General features: G+C 68.4%; 22 protein-coding genes. 14 read left to right on the top strand and 8 right to left on the bottom strand.

Annotated elements, in window-relative coordinates:
- The first annotated feature begins 32 nt into the window (after positions 1-32).
- On the top strand, positions 33-794 hold the full coding sequence (locus ABS361_04175; GenBank protein ID XBY45489.1) for an alpha/beta hydrolase: 762 nt from the start codon (positions 33-35) through the stop codon (positions 792-794).
- Positions 791-1,687, top strand: coding sequence for an alpha/beta hydrolase (locus ABS361_04180; protein XBY45490.1), 897 nt, complete (start codon positions 791-793; stop codon positions 1,685-1,687). The genes ABS361_04175 and ABS361_04180 overlap by 4 nt, the downstream gene beginning before the upstream one ends.
- Positions 1,688-1,923: 236 nt before the next feature.
- Here the strand turns inward: ABS361_04180 and ABS361_04185 are convergent, their stop codons facing one another.
- Positions 1,924-2,739 (bottom strand): enoyl-CoA hydratase, encoded by an 816-nt coding sequence (locus ABS361_04185; protein ID XBY45491.1) that lies wholly within the window; start codon positions 2,737-2,739, stop codon positions 1,924-1,926.
- Positions 2,740-2,928: 189 nt separating this feature from the next.
- On the opposite strand from ABS361_04185, the gene cysE reads away from it, so the two are divergent.
- Positions 2,929-3,759 carry a serine O-acetyltransferase gene (gene cysE / locus ABS361_04190; GenBank protein XBY45492.1) on the top strand — a complete coding sequence of 277 codons (831 nt, stop codon included), beginning with the start codon at positions 2,929-2,931 and terminating at the stop codon, positions 3,757-3,759.
- A gap of 342 nt (positions 3,760-4,101) precedes the next feature.
- Positions 4,102-4,314 carry a DUF3126 family protein gene (locus tag ABS361_04195; GenBank protein XBY45493.1) on the top strand — a complete coding sequence of 71 codons (213 nt, stop codon included), beginning with the start codon at positions 4,102-4,104 and terminating at the stop codon, positions 4,312-4,314.
- Between the two features lie 105 nt (positions 4,315-4,419).
- Here the strand turns inward: ABS361_04195 and ABS361_04200 are convergent, their stop codons facing one another.
- Complete coding sequence (locus ABS361_04200) at positions 4,420-5,133, bottom strand: hypothetical protein (GenBank protein ID XBY45494.1); 714 nt, start codon at positions 5,131-5,133, stop codon at positions 4,420-4,422.
- 161 nt (positions 5,134-5,294) lie between these two features.
- Between ABS361_04200 and ABS361_04205 the strand changes: the two genes are divergently transcribed.
- Positions 5,295-5,624, top strand: coding sequence for a hypothetical protein (locus tag ABS361_04205; GenBank protein XBY45495.1), 330 nt, complete (start codon positions 5,295-5,297; stop codon positions 5,622-5,624).
- 194 nt (positions 5,625-5,818) lie between these two features.
- A complete protein-coding gene (locus ABS361_04210) occupies positions 5,819-6,349 on the top strand; it encodes a gamma carbonic anhydrase family protein (GenBank protein ID XBY45496.1) in 531 nt (176 codons plus the stop codon).
- 613 nt (positions 6,350-6,962) lie between these two features.
- Here ABS361_04210 and ABS361_04215 read toward each other — a convergent pair.
- Positions 6,963-7,586: a PilZ domain-containing protein gene (locus ABS361_04215; GenBank protein ID XBY45497.1), complete on the bottom strand. Its 624-nt coding sequence runs from the start codon at positions 7,584-7,586 to the stop codon at positions 6,963-6,965.
- A gap of 138 nt (positions 7,587-7,724) precedes the next feature.
- Positions 7,725-8,366 (bottom strand): PAS domain-containing protein, encoded by a 642-nt coding sequence (locus ABS361_04220; GenBank protein XBY45498.1) that lies wholly within the window; start codon positions 8,364-8,366, stop codon positions 7,725-7,727.
- Positions 8,367-8,913: 547 nt separating this feature from the next.
- Between ABS361_04220 and ABS361_04225 the strand changes: the two genes are divergently transcribed.
- Both ABS361_04225 and ABS361_04230 read left to right on the top strand, forming a co-directional pair.
- The gene (locus tag ABS361_04225) at positions 8,914-9,750 is read left to right on the top strand and encodes a rhomboid family intramembrane serine protease (GenBank protein XBY45499.1); all 837 of its coding nucleotides are present in this window, start codon (positions 8,914-8,916) and stop codon (positions 9,748-9,750) included.
- Positions 9,751-10,036: 286 nt separating this feature from the next.
- Complete coding sequence (locus ABS361_04230; protein ID XBY45500.1) at positions 10,037-10,468, top strand: CBS domain-containing protein; 432 nt, start codon at positions 10,037-10,039, stop codon at positions 10,466-10,468.
- Positions 10,469-10,566: 98 nt separating this feature from the next.
- Here the strand turns inward: ABS361_04230 and hisI are convergent, their stop codons facing one another.
- Entirely contained in the window at positions 10,567-11,097 is a 531-nt protein-coding gene (gene hisI / locus ABS361_04235) for a phosphoribosyl-AMP cyclohydrolase (GenBank protein ID XBY46803.1), read from the bottom strand.
- A gap of 245 nt (positions 11,098-11,342) precedes the next feature.
- The gene (folE, locus tag ABS361_04240; protein ID XBY45501.1) at positions 11,343-11,978 is read right to left on the bottom strand and encodes a GTP cyclohydrolase I FolE; all 636 of its coding nucleotides are present in this window, start codon (positions 11,976-11,978) and stop codon (positions 11,343-11,345) included.
- A 172-nt stretch (positions 11,979-12,150) separates the two neighbouring features.
- Here folE and ABS361_04245 point away from each other — a divergent pair, with 172 nt between their 5' ends.
- Entirely contained in the window at positions 12,151-12,594 is a 444-nt protein-coding gene (locus ABS361_04245; GenBank protein XBY45502.1) for an iron-sulfur cluster assembly scaffold protein, read from the top strand.
- Positions 12,595-12,905: 311 nt separating this feature from the next.
- On the opposite strand, the gene ABS361_04250 is transcribed toward ABS361_04245, so the two are convergent.
- Positions 12,906-13,496: an HD domain-containing protein gene (locus ABS361_04250; protein XBY45503.1), complete on the bottom strand. Its 591-nt coding sequence runs from the start codon at positions 13,494-13,496 to the stop codon at positions 12,906-12,908.
- 296 nt (positions 13,497-13,792) lie between these two features.
- Here ABS361_04250 and yidD point away from each other — a divergent pair, with 296 nt between their 5' ends.
- The 3 genes from yidD to ABS361_04265 all read left to right on the top strand — a co-directional run bounded on the left by yidD (position 13,793) and on the right by ABS361_04265 (position 17,053).
- Positions 13,793-14,071, top strand: a complete 279-nt coding sequence (yidD, locus tag ABS361_04255; protein XBY46804.1) for a membrane protein insertion efficiency factor YidD — start codon at positions 13,793-13,795, stop codon at positions 14,069-14,071.
- A 79-nt stretch (positions 14,072-14,150) separates the two neighbouring features.
- Positions 14,151-16,121 (top strand): threonine--tRNA ligase, encoded by a 1,971-nt coding sequence (gene thrS / locus ABS361_04260; GenBank protein XBY45504.1) that lies wholly within the window; start codon positions 14,151-14,153, stop codon positions 16,119-16,121.
- Positions 16,122-16,318: 197 nt separating this feature from the next.
- A complete protein-coding gene (locus ABS361_04265) occupies positions 16,319-17,053 on the top strand; it encodes an alpha/beta hydrolase (GenBank protein XBY45505.1) in 735 nt (244 codons plus the stop codon).
- Positions 17,054-17,086: 33 nt separating this feature from the next.
- On the opposite strand, the gene cutA is transcribed toward ABS361_04265, so the two are convergent.
- Positions 17,087-17,455 carry a divalent-cation tolerance protein CutA gene (cutA, locus tag ABS361_04270; protein ID XBY45506.1) on the bottom strand — a complete coding sequence of 123 codons (369 nt, stop codon included), beginning with the start codon at positions 17,453-17,455 and terminating at the stop codon, positions 17,087-17,089.
- A 102-nt stretch (positions 17,456-17,557) separates the two neighbouring features.
- On the opposite strand from cutA, the gene ABS361_04275 reads away from it, so the two are divergent.
- Together ABS361_04275 and ABS361_04280 are read left to right on the top strand one after the other, a co-directional pair.
- The gene (locus ABS361_04275; GenBank protein XBY45507.1) at positions 17,558-18,340 is read left to right on the top strand and encodes an NAD kinase; all 783 of its coding nucleotides are present in this window, start codon (positions 17,558-17,560) and stop codon (positions 18,338-18,340) included.
- A gap of 243 nt (positions 18,341-18,583) precedes the next feature.
- On the top strand, positions 18,584-19,141 hold the full coding sequence (locus ABS361_04280) for an Hpt domain-containing protein (GenBank protein ID XBY45508.1): 558 nt from the start codon (positions 18,584-18,586) through the stop codon (positions 19,139-19,141).
- Positions 19,142-19,189: the final 48 nt, after the last annotated feature.

A 19,189-nucleotide genomic window follows, 5' to 3' on the forward strand; every position in this document is an offset into this window, starting at 1 on the left:
GCCTGCCATCCTTCTCCGGAGCCTCCCGTCCCATGCCCGATTTCTCCTCCGACGGTTATCGCATCGCCTATCTCGACGAGGGGCCGCGCGAGGGTGAGCCGATCGTGCTCGTCCACGGCTTCGGCTCGAATGCGGACGTCAACTGGGTCTACACCGGCTGGGTCGACCTGCTGGTCAAGGACGGCCGGCGCGTGGTGGCGATCGACAACCGCGGCCATGGTCGCTCGGAGGGGCGCTACGACCCGGCGCTCTACAACTCGAAGACCTTCATGGCCGAGGACGTGCGCCGGCTGATGGATCATCTCGGCATCGCGCGCGCCGACATCATGGGCTACTCGATGGGGGCCTGGATCTCCGCGCACTTCGCCATCGCCCATCCGATCCGGGCGCGATCGGTGATCTTCGGCGGCCTCGCCATGGCGATGGTCAACGGCCTCGCGGGCCAGGAGACGATCGCCAAGGGCCTCGAGGCCGACAGCGACGACGCGGTGACGAGCCCGAAGGCGCGCGCCTACCGGCAGTTCGGCAAGCAGACCAAATCGGACCTGAAGGCGCTCGCCGCCTGCATGCGCGGCTCGCGCCAGCCGGTCGCGGAGGCGGATATCGGGCGGCTCGACATGCCGGTGCTGATCGCGGTCGGCACGAAGGACGACGTCGCCGGCTCGCCGGAGGAGCTCGCGGCGCTCATTCCGCATGCGGAGATCCTGCCGATCCCGGATCGCGACCACATGGTCGCGGTCGGCGACAAGGTCTACAAGCAGGGCGTGCTGGCGTTCCTCGGGAGGCGGCCGTGAGCGGGGTCGAGACGATCGAGTTCATTGGGGCGGAAGGCAATTATCTGGTCGGCGACCTGCACCGGGCGAGCGCCCCGGCCGAGCGGGCGGCCTTGCGTGGGCCGGCGCTCCTGCTGCATGGCGGCGGGCAGACGCGGCACGCATGGGAGGAGACCGCGACCCGGCTCGCCGCGCACGGCCTCGACGCGATCGTGCTCGATCAGCGCGGCCATGGCGCGAGCGCCTGGTCGAAGAACGGGCATTACGCATTCGAGGATTTCGCCGCGGACGTCATCCAGGTCGCCGATGCGATCACCGGACGGTTCGGCCGGCGGCCGATCGCGGTCGGCGCCTCGCTCGGCGGCATCGCGGCGCTGATGGCCGAAGGCGAGGTCGGACGGCCGCTCTTCGACGGGCTCGTGCTGGTCGACATCACGCAGCGCATGGACGCCGACGGCGTCGCCAGGATCGTCGGCTTCATGCGCGCCCGTGTGCAGGAGGGGTTTGCGACCGTCGAGGAGGCGGCCGACGCGGTCGCCGCCTATCTGCCGCACCGGCCGCGGCCGAAGAGCCTCGACGGCCTGAAGAAGAACCTGCGCCTGTCGCCGGACGGTCGCTGGCGCTGGCATTGGGATCCGCGCTTCATGGACGGGCCGCGCGCGGTTGACACCGACGGCCACCTGCTGACCGACCGGCTCAGCGCGGCGGCGCGGCGGCTGGCGATCCCGACGCTGCTCGTGCGCGGGCAGCGCTCGGAGCTGATCTCGAAAGAACACGTCGAGGAGTTCATGCGGCTGGTGCCGCACGCCCGGACGGTCGACGTCCGCGGCGCCGGTCACATGGTCGCCGGCGACCGCAACGACGTGTTCGCGACCGCGGTGATCGAGTTCCTGGAAGAGCAGGGCGTGTTCTGAGGTGCGGCGCGCGGCGCACCCTTCCGAGGTCGTCCCGCGTCGCTTCAGACTTCGATTCGGGTGGCGCCGAAAGCCGTGATCACAGAATCACTTGGGGGGCGCCGTTATCAATCCGATTCCGCCTCTGTTTGCGCGCTTCTGCAGGCATCGCCCTGCGCGATCGATGCCTGGTCGGCCGCGCAGGGCGGATTCGAGCACTCTCTGAACAGGCCGGGCGAGACTGCTGTTTTGCGTGATCAAACGCCCCGGAACACCGGTTCGCGCTTCTCCAGGAACGCGCCGCGGCCCTCGGCGAAATCGGCGCTGTCGAAACAGGCGTCGGTGAGCTCTCCGAGTGCCGCCATGTTGAGTTCGGCCGGGTCGCCGGCGACCGCGTCGATCGCGGCCTTGGCGGCGCGGATGGTCAGCGGCGCGTTGCGGCCGATCTCGTTCGCGAGGCGGCGGGTCTCGGCCTCCAGATCGGCGACCGGGTGGACTGCGGCGACGAGGCCGATCGCGGCCGCGCGCGCCGCGTCGATGCGGCGGGCGGTGAAGAACAGCTCCTTGGCGCGCATCGGCCCGACCGCGTTGACGACGTCGCGAATGCACTCGGGCGGGTAGCCGACGCCGAGCCGGGCGGCCGGGATGCCGAACACGGCATCGTCCGCCGCGATGCGCAGATCGGTCGCGACCGCGACGCCCATGCCGCCGCCGAGACAGAAGCCGCGGATCATCGCGATGGTCGGCTTCTTCGCCTCGCGGATGCTGGCGAAGGCGCGGGCGTTGGCCGCCTCGTAGGCGCGGGCGCTTTCGGCGTCCCGGCGCACGGTGGCGAATTCGGAGATATCGGCGCCGGAGACGAAGGCGAGGTCGCCGGCACCACGGATCACGATCACGCGGACGTCCTCGGCCGCATCGAGCGCGGCGATGGCGTCGGGAATCGCGCGCCACATGTCGAGTGCGATCGCGTTGCGGCGTTCGGGATTGTCGATGACGAGGAAGCCGATCGGCGCCTCGACCTCGACGCGGATCCGGCGATCGCCGGTCTCAAGGGGGCGGGCGGCTGCGGTCATCGGCGTTTCTCCTCTCGTCGCGCAACGCTTCTTAACGGAAGCGCCCACTTATGGGTAAGCGCGACTTCCGGCCGAGTATCGGGCGATCGAGTATTGGGCGATCGCGTATGCCGGTGGCGGGGTCGTTTCGTCGCAGTCGCTATGGTAGGATCGCGCAACCGCGGTCTTGACCCGCGCGAGGAGTTCGACATGCAACAGCAGGGCAAAGTCCTTCAGGCCGCGCAGCTCACCGCTGTAGACCCGATCTGGCAGCGGGTCCGGTCCGAGGCCGAGGCGGTGGTGGCGCGCGAGCCGGCGCTCGCCAGCTTCATCTGGGAAACGGTGCTCAACCAGTCCTCGCTCGAAGAGGCGGTCGTGCACCGGCTCGCCGAGCGGCTCGCCCATGCCGACGTCAAGGCGACGCTGATCCGCCAGACCTACATGGAAGCGCTGGGCGACGAGCCGCAGATCGGCTCGATGGTGCGCGCCGACATCCAGGCGGTGTTCGATCGCGATCCGGCCTGCTCGCGCTTCATCGAGCCGATCCTCTATTTCAAGGGCTTCCACGCCATCCAGACCCACCGCCTCGCCAACTGGCTGTGGCGGCAGGGCCGCGAGGACTTCGCGCTCTATCTGCAGAGCCGGGCCTCGGAAGTGTTCCAGGTCGATACCCATCCGGCGGTGCCGATGGGCCGGGGCGTGTTCTTCGACCACGGCACCGGCATCGTGATCGGCGCCACCGCCGTGATCGAGGACGACGTCTCGATCCTGCAGGGCGTCACGCTCGGCGGCACGGGCAAGGAGACCGGCGACCGGCATCCGAAGATCCGCCGCGGTGTGCTGATCGGCGCGGGCGCCAACATCCTCGGCAACATCGAGGTCGGCCATTGCGCGCGCGTCGCAGCCGGCTCGGTGGTGCTGAAGCCGGTGCCGCCGCGCAAGACGGTCGCCGGCGTTCCGGCCAAGGTCGTCGGCGAGGCGCCGTGCAGCGAGCCGTCGCGGGCGATGGACCAGATCCTCGGCAGCGACACCTCGGCGTGATCCGGGGCGTCGGGGCGGGCTGGGCGTCAGGGCTGACTCCGGGTCTCCTGCTCCCGGTTCCCGATCGGCGGCGACCTCGGCGCGCGCTTGTCCCCAAGGGGCTCGGCCTTCGGCTTTGACGGGCCGCACGGCCCGTGCCACAAGCGGCCGGAGACGGCGGATAGGTTCCGTGGCGGCGCGAGCCGGCGCGGGCGGTATCCGGTCCGAGGCGGTCGTCAGCCGATCCCGAGCGAACGGTTCGACGACGCCGACGTTTCCCCGCGGAGTGTCCAGAGCGTCGGCAGGCGGGATCGCCGGCCGGCGGGCGGACCTCCGATCCAAAACCCCCACCGGAGCGGCCCCGTGGACAAGCAGGAAATCACCAAGGTGCAGGCCTACCTGCGCCGCAAGTTCAACCTTCCGACGATCCGCATCGAGGCGCGCCCGCGCAAGAAGGACTCGGCCGAGGTCTTCATCGGCGACGAGTTCATCGGCGTGCTGTTCCGCGACGACGAGGACGGCGAGGTCTCCTGGAATTTCCAGATGGCCATTCTCGAGATGGACATCGACGGCTGATCCGCCGTTTCGGTCCCCGACAGGTCGGATCCTGGCCGGCTTCGACGCGATCGGTCGAAGCCCTCCGGGGCGCGAGGGGTTCAAGGCCCTCCGGGGCTGTCGCCGTCAGGGCGACCCCGCCTTGGTGAGGAGACGGTCCGAGACCGTCTCCGCCGCCTGCCGGAGCGCGTGCCACTCCGGCAGCAGGGTGCGCGGGAAGCGCATCGACAGATTGAGCCCCCGCCCGATGTTGAGGTCGGTCAGGCAGGTGCCGATCGGCCCCTTGCGCTCGAGCGGGAAGCAGCGCGCCACGAAGGGGCGCACCGCGCCCGGCTCGAAATAGAGCTCCTCATCCTCATAGCCCGATCCGGCCGCGAGTTTTCGGCCGCTCAATCCGTCCGGCGCGTCGAGCGCATCGGGCAGGATGAAGCGCGCGTAGACCGTGCCGAGCCGTCCAGCCATGTCGAGTTCGGTCGGCCGCGGTTCGATGGCGAAGACCAGCACCGGCTTTGCCAGACCCGCTTCCGCCGCGGCGGCCGCGTCGGCAGAGCTCGGCGCGGCGGCCGGAGTGGTGCCCGATGCGGGCTTTTCCGATCCCGGCCGGGGCTCCGGTTGGAGATCGGGCCAGGTCAGGCCGAGGTCGAGCCGGCTGGCGGCGCCGGAGCGGCGCTGCGATCCGAAGCGGATCCAGTCGGGCGGGACGACCAGCGGCTCGCCGGCGATCGTGACCGTCAGCGGTCCGCCCGCGACGGCGGGTTCATGGGATCGCGAGGCGACGAGATAGAGCGCGCCGCCGATCGCCGCCGCCGCCACCGTCGCGATCAGGAACCGCCGTTTCATCGCTGCTCCCAAACCCTTTCCAGGGGCGCCTGCCGGTCGGTCCGGGCCGGCCGCGGATTAACCATCCCAACAAGACGGCGGGTGTGTCGAACGCTCGCCCGGAGACAGACCGAGCGGAGCGTGCTATCGGTAAATAAAGTGTTAACGTAATGAGTTGAACGATGCGCTCCGACCTCGTCCTGGCAATCTACTGCATGGCGTCCGGCTTCGTCGCCGCCGGCGTGCTCGCGTCGTTCTACCAGCTCGTCACCGACAATCCGCCGCGGTTCTCCGTCCATCTCGATACGCTCTGGAACGGCTTCCTGTCGCTGGCGCTCTGCGCCTTCGCCGGCCCCTTCATCATCATGCGCAACGCGATCCGCGGCCGCCTGATCGAAGGCCGCCCGGTCGGCTGGCTGGTGGCGAGCGCGGCGATCGCGACCGGCTGGAGCCTGTGCTCGGGCATTGTCGTCGTGCGTTTTGCCGTGGACGTTTCGCATCTGATCGCCTGATTGCGCTCCCGTTTTCGGGAGTAGGGGAGGAAGGGGCGGTGCCGGCAACGGCGCCGCCCCTTCTTTTTTGCCCGTATGCATCGGCCAAGACCCGGCCCCTGCTTTTGTCGCAGGCTTCGCCGTGATCGCCCGGCTTGCGGCGCGCGCGGCTTCGCCTTACGCCCATCAGGACACGACAAGCCGAGGGAAACGCCATGCCGATCTATGAACTCGACGGAATTCGCCCCGAGCTGCCCGCGAATGGCGACTACTGGATCGCGCCGACCGCTGTGGTGATCGGCGCGGTGCGGCTGAAGCCGGGCGCGTCGGTCTGGTTCGGCGCCGTGATCCGCGGCGACAACGAGTGGATCGAGATCGGCGAGAACAGCAATATCCAGGACATGGCGATGCTGCACACCGACCGCGGCTACCCGATGACGATCGGCCGCGACTGCACGATCGGCCACAAGGCGATCCTGCACGGCTGCACCGTGGGTGCGCAGAGCCTGATCGGCATGGGGGCGACGGTGCTGAACGGCGCCGCCATCGCCGAGACCTCGCTGGTCGGCGCCAACGCGCTCGTCACCGAGGGCAAGAGCTTTGCGCCGGCCTCGCTGATCGTCGGCTCGCCGGCGAAGGCGATCCGCACGCTCGACGAGGCGGCGATCCTGCGGCTGAAGGGGTCGGCCGACGGCTACGTCGCCAATTCCCGGCGGTTCCGGGCCGGTCTGGTCGAGATCGGCTGATCGACTGGTCGGCGGACGTCGGACGTCGGGCGAGGCCATCGCCCGGCGCGATCGGAAGGCTCGTTCCAAAATGCGACCGGGTCGGCGCCTTTCGGCGCCGACCCGGCTTTAGCGGACCCAGTCTTGTGGGGACGGGGAGGGTGGGGACGCGACCGGGCCCGCGAAACGGAGCTCGAGTTCCTCCCTCGTGTCGGGCTTCGAGCCCGACCCCGCGGACCCGCTTCGCAGCGGACCGGCCGATGGTTCAAGTCCCTCCATCTGCAGCGGCGACGTCTCCGTCACCGATCAGGACACCTCACAGGGAACATCTTTCAGGGGGTAAGATGTTCCGCGTCGGAGATGTCTCTCTTCTACGCGAGGGCTTCTTATTTCGAGATAATTCGACCGTGAAAGTTTGAATCCAGCACGATTAAAACTGAAACGACCGACGCGGCCGGGCGCACCGCCCGAAAGGGGCGGGCAGAAACTTATTGGAAATCAGTGGCTTGTGTGCGCCTCGTGGCGTCTGCCGTTACGATATCACGCTCGGGCACGTGCAGGGACGCGTGATGTCGAGGTGAAGAAACCGTCAATCGGAACGGGTATCGGCGCCGGTCCATGCGCCGGGCACGCGTCAGGACAGGTTGCGGTCGAGGCCGTCGGGCGTCTGGACCACCGAGAACTCGATCGCGACGCCCTCGTCGAAGCGGCGCACGACGCGGCCGCGCAGCTGGCCGATACGGACGGCGACGCCGAGCGGCGGCTTGCGCTCGACCTGAACGGCGACGCCGGACAGCGAGGCGTCGATGATCTTGGCGCGCTGCTCGTGACCGGTCTCGTCGACCAGGGTGGTGTAGGGGGTGCGCGGCACGAAGCGGTCGTGGCGGCGATCTTCCGGCAGGTTGAGCACGTGCCGGTTCGCGAGCCAGGTCAGCTGGGCGGCGAGCTTGTCGCGCTTGCGGGCGGTCGTCTCGACCGACATGGCGAAGCCGCCGTCGAGCAGGCGCGTGCAGCGGCCCTCGATCCGGCCGATGTGATCGATATAGGCGACGACCCGTTCGCCGACGCTGCCGGTCACGGGGGCGACCAGACGAGCGCCGCCCGGCGACATGTCGACGACCTGGCAGGGGTATTCGCGCTTGTCCTCGAGCATGTAACGGCCGAGGAGGTTCACGCGGACGCGCTGGAAACGCCGCCGATCGGTCTTGGCCGATTGGAAGGGAGCCGCTTTGGCGGCGGCCGTGCGGGCGTCGTCCATGGCATCCTCGGCTGGAAACACCGGGTACGCGACCAGCGCGTGCCGCGTCCCTGACCGAGGATGCTAGAGGCTGTTGGTTAAGGCGCCGTTGCCTTGCAGTCGGCTCGAACGCCCGGGAGCGGGCGAGCCGATCAAAGTTCAGTGTTCCTTGCCGCCCTCATAGACGGTCAGGTGACCGACACGGCGATGACCATCGGCCACGCCGCGGCTCATGGCCGGCTGGAACATCGGCGTCTCGGGGATCTCATCCGCGAGATCGGCGCCGCGTAGCAGGAACGACGGCTTCTCGTCCGGCCAGATGAGGCGCAGGCTGGTGATCTGCTGCTTCATGATCGGATGCAGACCGATCCAGTAGGGATCGTCCATCGGGGCCAGCGTGCCGATCACGCGATTGTAGCCTTCGCCCTTCTGGCGGACCGGCAGGCACAACAGCTCGAAGGCCAGATCGCGGCCATGCGCGGCGTGGCCCTGCACGCCGATCACCGCGGCGGCGGCATCCTCGCTGATGGCGCTGAACAGGGTCGCCATGGTCTCCCGGTCCTTGCCGGTCCAGAAGTCCATGAAGTTCTTCCCCTTCATCTCGCGCCCGAAGGCGGCGCAGACGCGGGTGCCGGCGAGGCGGAAGCGGTATTCGAACGGGGCGGCGACTTCGAGAATGAACGTGTCGCCGAGAATGCGGCGAATGTCGGAGGGCTCGATTTCGCTGCGGTCCGGGGCCGGGCGGCCGCGCCGCACGCGTTGCCAATAGCCATAAAGCTCTCGGCTCGCTGCATGTTTCATATCGGATGCCCCCTTGATCGTCTCAAATCCGGCCCCGTCGCGGGCGGTGGCCGGGTATCGTCGCGTTAATCGATGTGTCCCGATTTGGGCCTTTTGGATCGTCTCGCCACATGAGTTGCAGGGGGCGTGCCGCCGCGGTGGTCCCGATGTGGGACGGGGTGCTTAACGCCGTTCATTCGACGGTTAGGGTTAAGACGGGCCGGCTCTTGCGCGCGTGTCGAGATTGCGGCACTTTCCCGACGTCGCGAGGGGAGAGCCGCCAAGGCCATGTCGCGACGACAACCGTCGAACACACGACGGGGAAGATGCAGGGACGCGACCACACCGCCCGGCTGCGCGATGCGCGCGCCGGGCGGTTTCATTTCGGGATTCCGGCGAGGCCGGCAGGTCGGGATTCCGGGAGGTCGGCTGGTCGGGATTCCGGCGAGGCCGGTCGGGCGTGCCGAACCGGCAATCCGGACGTGGGACCGGGTTTCGTCGTCTGCCGTCTTTCCTCAGCGTCCCGGCTGCCCGATATGAGACGGGTCGACCCGATACGAGGAGCCGCATGTCCGACGCCGATCCGACCCTGCCCGTCGCCGCCGAGCCGGTTCCCGAGGCGCTGCCGCCGCGCTCCGAGCCGGTGTTCAACCTGCCCGGCTCGGTGATCGCGCTCGCGGCCGTGCTGGCGGCGGTCCAGGCGGTCCGTTCGCTGCTGACGCCCGAGCTCGACATCTGGACGCTCGCCTATTTCGCCTTCATTCCGGAGCGGTTCATCGCGATGGAGGCGATCGGCCAGCCTTATCCGGGCGGGTTCGCAGCGGAGGTCTGGACCTTCGTCACCTACGCCTTCCTGCATGGCGACTGGACGCACCTGATCATGAACGGTGCCTTCCTGCTTGCGTTCGGGGCGCCGGTCGCGCGCCGGTTCGGGGGCTTGCGCTTCTTCGTGCTGTTCGCGGTCGCCTCGGCCGCGGGGGCGCTCGCCCATCTCGTGATGCATTTCGGCGACGACACGCCGGTGGTCGGTGCCTCGGCCGCGGTCGCGGGCTTCATGGGCGCTGCGTTGCGCTTCATGTTCGTCGCGCGGGGGCCGATGGGGCCGGCGCGCTGGTTCGGGCCCGAGGCGGTCGATGCGGCCTGGCGCGTGCCGGCGCCGCCGCTCGTCACGGTGCTCGCGGATCGGCGGGTGATCGGCTTCTTCGCCGTCTGGGCGCTGTTCAATGTCGCGGTCGGCTTCGGGGCGGGCGCGCTTCTCGGCATGGGCGACGTCAGTGTCGCGTGGGAGGCGCATTTCGGCGGCTTCGTCGCCGGTTTCTTCGGCTTCGGCCTGCTCGATCCGGTTGCGCCGGAGCCGCCGCGCGCCGATGCGCCGGTCGCAGGCGACGACGCCGGCCCGACCTGACGCAGCGCCTGCGCGGCTTACCGGTGGATGACAGGGCGAATGGTCGCGGCAGTGTCATACCACCCTTGCGCCGATGAGCACTCGTGCCCATCATCCATATTGAGGCCTGCGTCCGCGGGCGACGGGCCCGGAGGCTTTGTCGCACCCGTGGACCGTCCCGGTTCGAGACGATCCCGGGGATCTTGGTCGACATCCTCCAGGTGAATGTCGTGTGCTTCGCTGCCCTGCGGCGCCGAGCACGCGCAAACGGGACCGGAAAACCGGACCAGATGGGAGGATCGAAATCATGACCGTTGCAGCCATTCTCCAGGACAAGGGTCGTCACGTGGTGACGATGAGCCCGAAGCAGTCGCTGACCGACGTCTGCGAGGTTCTGGCCGCCAACAAGATCGGTGCGGTCGTGCTGACCGAGCCGGACGGGCGTATCGCGGGCATCCTGTCGGAGCGCGACATCGTGCGCGCGTTGTCGCAGGAGGGGCCGGGCGTGTTGCAGACGCTCGCCGAAGCGCACATGTCGCGCAAGGTCGTGACCGCGACCGAGCATGAGACGGCGCTCGAGGTGCTGCATCGCATGAGCGACGGTCGCTTTCGCCACATGCCGATCACGCGCGAAAATCGCCTGATCGGCGTCATTTCGATCGGCGACGTGGTTCAGTACCGGCTGCAGCTGATCGAGCGCGAGGCCGCGCAGATGCGCGAGTACATCACCGCGGGCTGATGCGTTGCGCGGACGGGCGTCGCGGCGCCCGTCCGGATCGCGCCCGTCCGGATCGCGGCTGTCTGGATCGCGGCGGGCCGGATCGGTGTGGCCTGGTTTCAGTCGTGGCTGTGCCCGTCCGTGCCGTGCCCGGCTGCGTCATGGCTATGGCCATGTCCGTGGGCATTGCTGCCATAGACGGCGTCGGGATCGAACATCGGGGCCGGTTCGGCGAAGGCGAGCGTCGCCGTCGCGGCCCGGGCGCCGATCGGCACCGCGCGGTAGAAGCAGGACCGGTAGCCGCGGTGGCACGATGCGCCATGGCCGTCGACCCGGACCTTGAGCAGGACCGCGTCCTGATCGCAATCGACGCGGATCTCGGCGACGCGCTGCAGGTTGCCGCTCGTCTCGCCCTTGATCCAGAGCTTGGCCCGCGACCGGCTCCAGTAATGTGCGACGCCGGTCTCGATCGTCTTGGCGAGCGCCTCGGCGTTCATATGGGCGAGCATCAGCACCGCGCCGTCGTCGGCATCGACGACCACGGCCGTCACCAGCCCGTGGGCGTCGAAACGCGGCGTCAGGCGATCGCCGAGCTCGAGCTCGTCATGGGAGCCCGGCTGGGCGAAGGGGGCATTCGGCGCGTCGGTCATGGTGGTCATGGGTCTCGTCCGCTCGATGGTTGCCGCATCGGATAGGCGCGGCACGGGCCGCGGTCAATGCCGGGGGCGTTGCTCGTGCTGCACCAGGGGCGGAGCGCGGCACGAACGCCCTCTGATCGGGGGGCACGGCACGGGGCAGGGACTCGCGCCCCAGACGGAAAAAGCCGCCTGGCGGCGGCTTCCCGATCATCTGACGATTTCCGGTTCGGCGAACGCGTGATGCGCCCGCGGGCGCCTCAGCGGGCGCCGCGCACCAGCATCATGAAGCGCGCCTGTTCGGCCGGGTCCTCGCGGAACACGCCGGTGAACTGGGTGGTGATCGTGCTGACGCCCGACTTCTGCACGCCGCGCATCGACATGCACATGTGCTCGGCCTCGATCAGCAGTGCGACACCGCGCGGCTTCAGATATTCGTCGATCGCGGTGGCGATCTGCGCCGAGAGGCTCTCCTGCGTCTGCATGCGACGGGCGAAGACATCGACCACGCGCGCCAGCTTCGACAGGCCGACCACACCGCCGCTCGGATAGTAGGCGATATGGGCCTTGCCGACGAAGGGCACCATGTGGTGCTCGCAATGGGAGAAGAACGGGATGTCGCGCACGACGACGATGTCGCCGTAGCCCTCGACCTCTTCGAACACGCGGTCGAGCACCTCGCCGGCATCTTCGTTGTAGCCGCTGTAGAGCTGCTCATAGGCCTTCACGACGCGCTTCGGCGTATCGACCAGGCCTTCGCGGTCCGGATCGTCGCCGGTCCAGCGGATCAGCGTGCGCACGGCCGCCTCGGCTTCCTCGCGCGTCGGTCGACGGGCGACATCCGCCGTGTCGGTCGCGGGCCGATCCTTGCGATAGAGATTCACGATGGCGTCCATGGGATACATCTCCGGGCTGTCCAGCCTTTTTCTCACTGTACGGCTCCGAGCGCTGGTCGGACCACATATCCCAGCGTCTCAGCGTACCTGCTGTCGTGGCCCCGTCATCCCTATATAGTCGATCGCGACGCGCGCGTCAGGCTCCAAGCGGTCGCAAGTTCGAGGGTCGGTTATGATCGACGACATCTACAACAAGAAGATCCTGGAATTCGCCGGCAACATCCCGCGGCTCGGCCGGCTCGCGGAGCCGGACGCGAGCGCGACCGCGCATTCAAAACTCTGTGGGTCGACCGTGACCATCGACCTGAAGCTCGACGGCGACGTGGTGTCGGACTTCGCCCACGACGTGAAGGCCTGCGCGCTCGGACAGGCCTCGTCGTCGATCATGGCGCGCCATGTCGTCGGCGCGACCGCGGCCGAGCTCCGAGCGGTACGCGAGGCGATGCGCCGCATGCTCAAGGAGAACGGCGCGCCGCCCGAGGGGCGCTTCGAGGATCTGAAGTTCTTGGAGCCGGTGCGCGACTACAAGGCGCGGCACGCCTCGACCATGCTGACCTTCGACGCGGTCTGCGCGGCGCTCGATCAGATCGAAGCCAAGCGCGGTGCGGCGGCTTGAGAAGGGCGCGCGCCGCCCGGAACGGTTGAGGGCGGTGGCGGTTTTTGGTAATATCCTGGCTAGGAGGGGACCTTGCGGCCCCCTCCTGCCGGACTTACCGGCGGATGGAGATCGTCACTCTCCACCTGCCGAGCCGGAAAGTGATCGTCAGTCGCATGACGCTCGCTTCCCTGCCGAAGGGTGTCGGCTTGCACACCGGTGCCTTTACACCGGCAAGTCACTCTGGCGCGAAAGCCGCGCGTCTGCCTAGTGCAGATGCGCGGCTTTTCAATTTTGGCGTGTTTCCGGGTTGCGCTGGTGCCGCGCCGGGGTCAGGCCGCGGGCGCGTCGGTCTGTGGCGGCGGCGAGGCGATGTCTCGGGCCGCGAAATGCGCGTCGGCCTCCTGGGCCACCCGGTCGAACGCGGCCTCGAGCTTCGGATCGGCGCCGCGGATGCGCTCGACGACGGCTCTCGCCCACTCGACATAGTCACGCAGGCGCTGTTCGCTCCAGTCCTTCGGCGGGGCATGGATGACCGAACGCACGTTCGAGGTCTTGTCGGCGAACTTGATGCGGCGGGCCGCATGCGACAGATGCGGCGCATGCTCGATTTGCAGACGCTTGCGCTCGTCCTTCGGCAGGCTCTTGTCGTCGCTGACCTCGCGCACCAGATCGGCGACGCGGGTGCCGAACAGGGCCGCGAGCTCCTCGTGGGTCGTGCCGGTATCCTCGATCGTGTCATGCAGGTAGCCGGCGGCGATCAGTTCGCTGTCGGCGCCGGCATCGGCGAGCAGCTCCGCGACCTCGGCCAGGTGGTTGACATAAGGAGCGAAATCCTCGCCCTTTCGGTGCTGGTCCTTGTGGCGGACCGCCGCGAAATGGACGGCACGGGTCACGAGGGCGAGGTCGGCGGACTGGGTCATGGGCTCATGTGATCCGGAAACGATGCGTGCGGAAGCGGTGCAGGCGGAAGCGATACGGGAGCGGGCGGAGCCGATCATGCCGGCGTGTCCTTCCCATGACGGCGAACCAGCGGCCGGAACGGACCCGTGATGATCCAGGCGGGTTTCGACCACGGCAAACGAGAGGCTGAACGATCGTGTGCTCCGGCTGTTCCGATCGCAAGGGGCAAATGCCGTCCGCCGACGGGCCGCGACCGTCGGCGCCGCGCCGAATCGTCGACGATCTCGGCCGACCGCACGTCCTCGTCGCGCGCCTGATGGTGCGGTTCTATCGATACACGCTGTCCGCCTTCATCGGCCGGACCTGCCGCTATCTGCCGACTTGCTCGGAGTATACCGAAGAGGCGATCACGCGGCACGGCCTGTGGGCCGGCGGCTGGATGGGGCTCAGGCGGATCCTCTCCTGCCACCCTTGGGGCGGCTCGGGCTATGACCCCGTGCCGGACGAATTGCCTCGCCATGCCTGCTGGTATATGCCGTGGCGCTATCGCGGGCCCGCAACGGACCCGGGTCCCGGCGCCGACGCTCGCCGCTGACCGGCTTTCTCCAACGCCCGCGACATCAACCGACCCGCTTACCCGGTCTCGTATCCGGGAGTGAGCAACGGAGGCCGTCTTGTCGATTTCCCTGACCTTTCCCGATGGTGCCCAGCGCGTGTACGAGGCCGGCGTGACCGGGCTCGACGTCGCCGAATCGATCGCAAAATCCCTTGCCAAGCGCACGATCGCGATGACGGTCGACGGCGTGCTGGCGGACCTGACCGATCCGATCACGCGCGACGCCAACATCCGCTTCGTCACCCGCGACGACCCGGAAGCGCTCGAGCTGATCCGGCACGACGCCGCGCATGTGATGGCTGAGGCGGTGCAGGAGCTCTATCCCGGCACGCAGGTCACGATCGGACCGGTCATCGAGAACGGCTTCTATTACGATTTCCATCGCAACGAGCCCTTCACCCTCGAGGACCTGCCGAAAATCGAGGCGAAGATGCGCGAGATCATCGCGCGCAATCAGAAGTTCTCGAAGGAGATCTGGACGCGCGATCAGGCCAAGCAGGTGTTCGCCGACAAGGGCGAGCGCTTCAAGGTCGAACTCGTCGATGCGATCCCCGAGGACCAGACCATCCGCATCTATAAGCAGGGTGACTGGTTCGACCTCTGCCGCGGACCGCACATGGTCTCGACCGGTCAGATCGGCGGGGCCTTCAAGCTGATGAAGGTCGCCGGCGCCTATTGGCGCGGCGACGCCAACAACCCGATGCTGTCCCGCATCTACGGCACGGCCTGGACCAGCGACAAGGATCTCGCCGCCTATCTCCACATGCTGGAGGAGGCCGAGAAGCGCGACCATCGCAAGCTCGGCCGCGAGATGGACCTGTTCCATTTCCAGGAGGAGGGGCCCGGTGTCGTGTTCTGGCACGGCAAGGGCTGGACCATGTTCCAGGAGCTGGTCTCCTACATGCGCCGGCGCCTCAAGGGCGACTATCAGGAGGTCAACGCGCCGCAGGTGCTCGACAAGAGCCTGTGGGAGACCTCCGGTCACTGGGGCTGGTACAAGGAGAACATGTTCGCGGTGCAGTCCGCCGGCGACGAGGCCGAGGACAAGCGCATTTTCGCGCTGAAGCCGATGAACTGTCCGGGTCACGTCCAGATCTTCAAGCATGGCTTGAAGTCCTACCGCGAACTACCGATGCGCCTTGCCGAATTCGGTATCGTGCACCGCTATGAGGCCTCGGGCGCCATGCATGGTCTGATGCGCGTGCGCGGCTTCACGCAGGACGACGCGCACGTGTTCTGCACCGACGATCAGATGGCGGCCGAGTGCCTGAAGATCAACGATCTGATCCTGTCGACCTATGCCGACTTCGGCTTCGACAGCATCGTCGTGAAGCTGTCGACCCGGCCGGAGAAGCGCGTCGGTTCGGACGAGCTCTGGGATCGCGCCGAGAGCGTGATGACCAAGGTGCTCGAGCAGATCGCGGCCGAATCCGGCGGGCGCATCAAGACCGGCATCAATCCGGGCGAGGGCGCCTTCTACGGGCCGAAGTTCGAATACACGCTGAAGGACGCGATCGGCCGCGACTGGCAGTGCGGCACCACGCAGGTCGACTTCAACCTGCCGGAGCGGTTCGGCGCCTTCTTCGTCGATGCCGACGGCGCCAAAAAGACGCCGGTGATGATCCATCGCGCCATCTGCGGCTCGATGGAGCGCTTCCTCGGCATCCTGATCGAGAACTTCGCCGGCCATTTCCCGCTCTGGATCGCGCCGACACAGGTGGTGGTCGCCACCATCACCTCGGAGGCCGACGACTATGCCGAGAGCGTGCGGGCGAAGCTCGTCCGCGCCGGCCTGCGCGTCGAGAGCGACGTCCGCAACGAGAAGATCAACTACAAGGTCCGCGAGCACTCGCTCGCCAAGGTCCCGGTGATCCTCGTCGTCGGCAAGCGCGAGGCGGAAGAGGAGAAGGTCGCGATGCGCCGGCTCGGCAGCCAGGAGAATCGCGTCCTGACCCTCGACGAGGCGATCGCCGCGCTCGTCGACGAGGCGACGCCGCCCGATATCCGCCGGGCCAAGTCGGCCAACTGACTGGGCAGTAGCTGACGGCAGACATGCAGCAGGCCGGGTGTCATGCGCCCGGCCTTTTGCTGTCGGCACGACGGACGCCGGCCAGCGCCGCGCGCGCCGACCCCCAAATGGGGCTTGCCCCCACGTGCGCTGGGGCACAGGCTGAGCGGCAAGGCGGCGACAGGAAAAGCAGCCGCCGCGGTTCCGGGAGGGGCGTGATGCGGGCAGGTTCGTCTTCGACCACAATCGTTCGCGGTGCCGTCTGCACGGCGGTCTTTGCGGCGGCGCTCGTCGCCGGCTCAGCGGGCGCGCGCGCCGACGAGAGCGTCGATCTGGGCGGCGGCAAGGGCGTTCTGATCCGGCCGGCGGGCAAGCCGCGCGCCAGCCTGATCCTGATGCCCGGCGGCGACGGACGCGTCAATGTCGGGGCGGGCGGCAGCTTTTCCGGCACGCTCGGCAATCAGTTGACCCGCACGCGGCAGGCCTATGTCGCGGCCGGTTTCGCGGTGCTGCTGGTCGATGCGGATGCGGATCTCGCGAAGGCCGTCGCGACCATGGCGGCGATCAAGCGGCCGGTCACGGTGGTCGGCACCAGCCGCGGCACGCAGCGTGCGGCGCGCGGCATTGCGGCCGGCGCGCGGCCGGACGGTCTGGTGTTGACCTCCGGTTTCCTGTCCGACGCCTCGGGCGACAGCGACAATGTGATGAACATCCTCGGCTCGCCGGCGGCGCTGCCGAGGACGCTGGTCGTGCATCACCGGCAGGACGCCTGCAAGAAGACCTTGCCGGCCGGCGTCGAGCCGTTCCAGAAATGGGCGGGCTCGAAGGCCCGCGTGGTCTGGCTCTCCGGCGGCGTGAGCGACGGCAATCCGTGCGAGGCGCGCGCGCATCACGGGTTCAACGGGATCGACGGTCAGGTCGTCTCGGCGGTCTCGGGTTTTGCGGGACGCTGATCGCGCGGGGCCTGAGGGGCGCTTGTCCCCCGCTCAATCTTCCGGCGGTTCCTCGACCGGCGGCGGGGGCGGGAAGGGCGCCCCGGTCTCGAAGCGGATCCAGTCGGCGTAGTTCTCCGGCGCGGCGACGACCGGCAGCGCGACCATGCCCGGCACGTCATAGGGGTGCAGGCGGATGATTTCGGCCATCAGGGCGTCGACCTGGACGGTGCGCGTCTTGAAGATCGCGACGGTCTCGTCGGCGTCGTGGACCTCGCCCTCCCAGGCGTAGATCGAAAAGGCCATCGGCAGGATGTTGACGCAGGCCGCGAGGCGGGCCTCGACCGCGGCGCGGCCGACCTCGCGCGCCAAGTCCTTGTCGGGAAAGGTGGCGTAGACCACGACGAGATCCTGAACGGTCATGCGTACTCCTGGTTTGGTCGGTCGGCGGCGCCGGCGGCGGCCGTTCCTTGTCGCCCTCGTCCGGGCATGCTAACCCGACCCACGGGTCAGGTGGGGCGGGCCATGGAAATCGAGCGTCCGAAGATCGACAACATCGCCTTCGTCGCCAGCGCGACCGAGGAGGCCGAGGCCGCCCGCCGGCGGCTCAGCCACCTCTATGGCTCGTCGCCGCCCGATATCGCCGATGTGATCGTCGCCCTCGGCGGCGACGGCTTCATACTCCAGACGCTGCGCCGCTTCATGAACACCGGCAAGCCGATCTACGGCATGCACCGGGGCACCGTCGGCTTCCTGATGAACGAGTTCAAGGTCGAGGGGTTGCTCGACCGGCTCGCGGTCGCGGAAGTGACCTCGATCCGGCCGCTTCTGATGAAGGCGGTCGACGTGCAGGGCGTCGAGCACGAGGCGCGCGCCTTCAACGAGGTGTCGCTGTGGCGGCGGACCTACCAGGCCGCCAAGCTGAAGCTCAGCATCGACGGCGTCGAGCGGCTCGACGATCTGGTCTGCGACGGCGTCATCGTCGCGACGCCGGCCGGCTCGACCGCCTACAATCTCTCCGCCCACGGACCGATCATCCCCTTGAACGCGCCGCTGCTCGCGCTGACGCCGATCAGCCCGTTCCGGCCGCGGCGCTGGCGCGGGGCGCTGGTGCCCGACCGCGCGCTGATCCGCATCGACGTGATGGACACGCAGAAGCGGCCGGTCAGCGCCGCTGCCGACCACACCGAGATCAAGAACGTCAAATCGGTCACGGTGCGGCAGGATCGGCAGTCGGAGAGCTTTTTGATGTTCGATCCCGAACACAATTGGGAAGAGCGGATTCTGGCCGAACAGTTCCAGTACTGAGCGAGCGAGCGACCCCACGCGGCGCTTGCAGGCGCGCGGCCGGCCCTCCCATGTCGGTCGGCCTACGCGGTTCGACGGTCGATCGCGCGATTTGCGCACTCCGGGTTCAGCTAATCTTAAACGCCTCGGGGCGATGATTTCGGCCGAGGGGTGCCGGTCGGATCGCAGGATCCGGGACCGACGCGCCCACGGTCGACCGGCCCGGCGAGGCAGGTGACCCGCGGCTTTCCGGAGACCGAGCCCATGTCCGCAGCCCAGCGCGCCGAAGCCCGGCCGCTCGAAGATGACGAAGACGACTTCGACGTCCTGTCGGGGGAGTACGAGATCATCCCGGCGAAGCAGGAGCTGAAGAAGAAGGCCCAGTCGACCCGTCGCAAGAAGAGCGAGGCGGACGTCGATCCGGTCGCGGCCGCCGAGGCCGCGCTCGAGAAGATGGCGCAGAACTTCGTGCCCTGGATGGCCTCGGAGACCGAGACGCTGCTCGCGGCCTGGCAGGCGGCCGAGGAGCACGGTTTCGACGATGACAGCCGTGAGGTGCTCTATCGCGCCGCGCACGACATCAAGGGCCAGGCGGCGACGCTCGGCTTCCCGCTGGTCGGTCACGTCGCCAAGAGCCTCTGCCATCTGCTCGACCACGTGCCGGAGACCGAGCGCCTGCCGACCAGCCTCGTCGCCCAGCATGTCCAGGCGATCCGCGCCATGGTCGCGGAGAACGCCCGCGAGACCGACCATGCGGTCGGCCGGGCGCTGCACTCCAGGCTCTCGGAAGTCACCGACGAGTTCATCGCCAGTCTGAACTGACCGCGTGCAGCCGATCATGCGTCGGCACCGCCCGGTAGGGCGTTGCCG

Source organism: Ancalomicrobiaceae bacterium S20, assembly GCA_040269895.1.
GTDB lineage: Bacteria > Pseudomonadota > Alphaproteobacteria > Rhizobiales > Ancalomicrobiaceae > Methyloraptor > Methyloraptor flagellatus.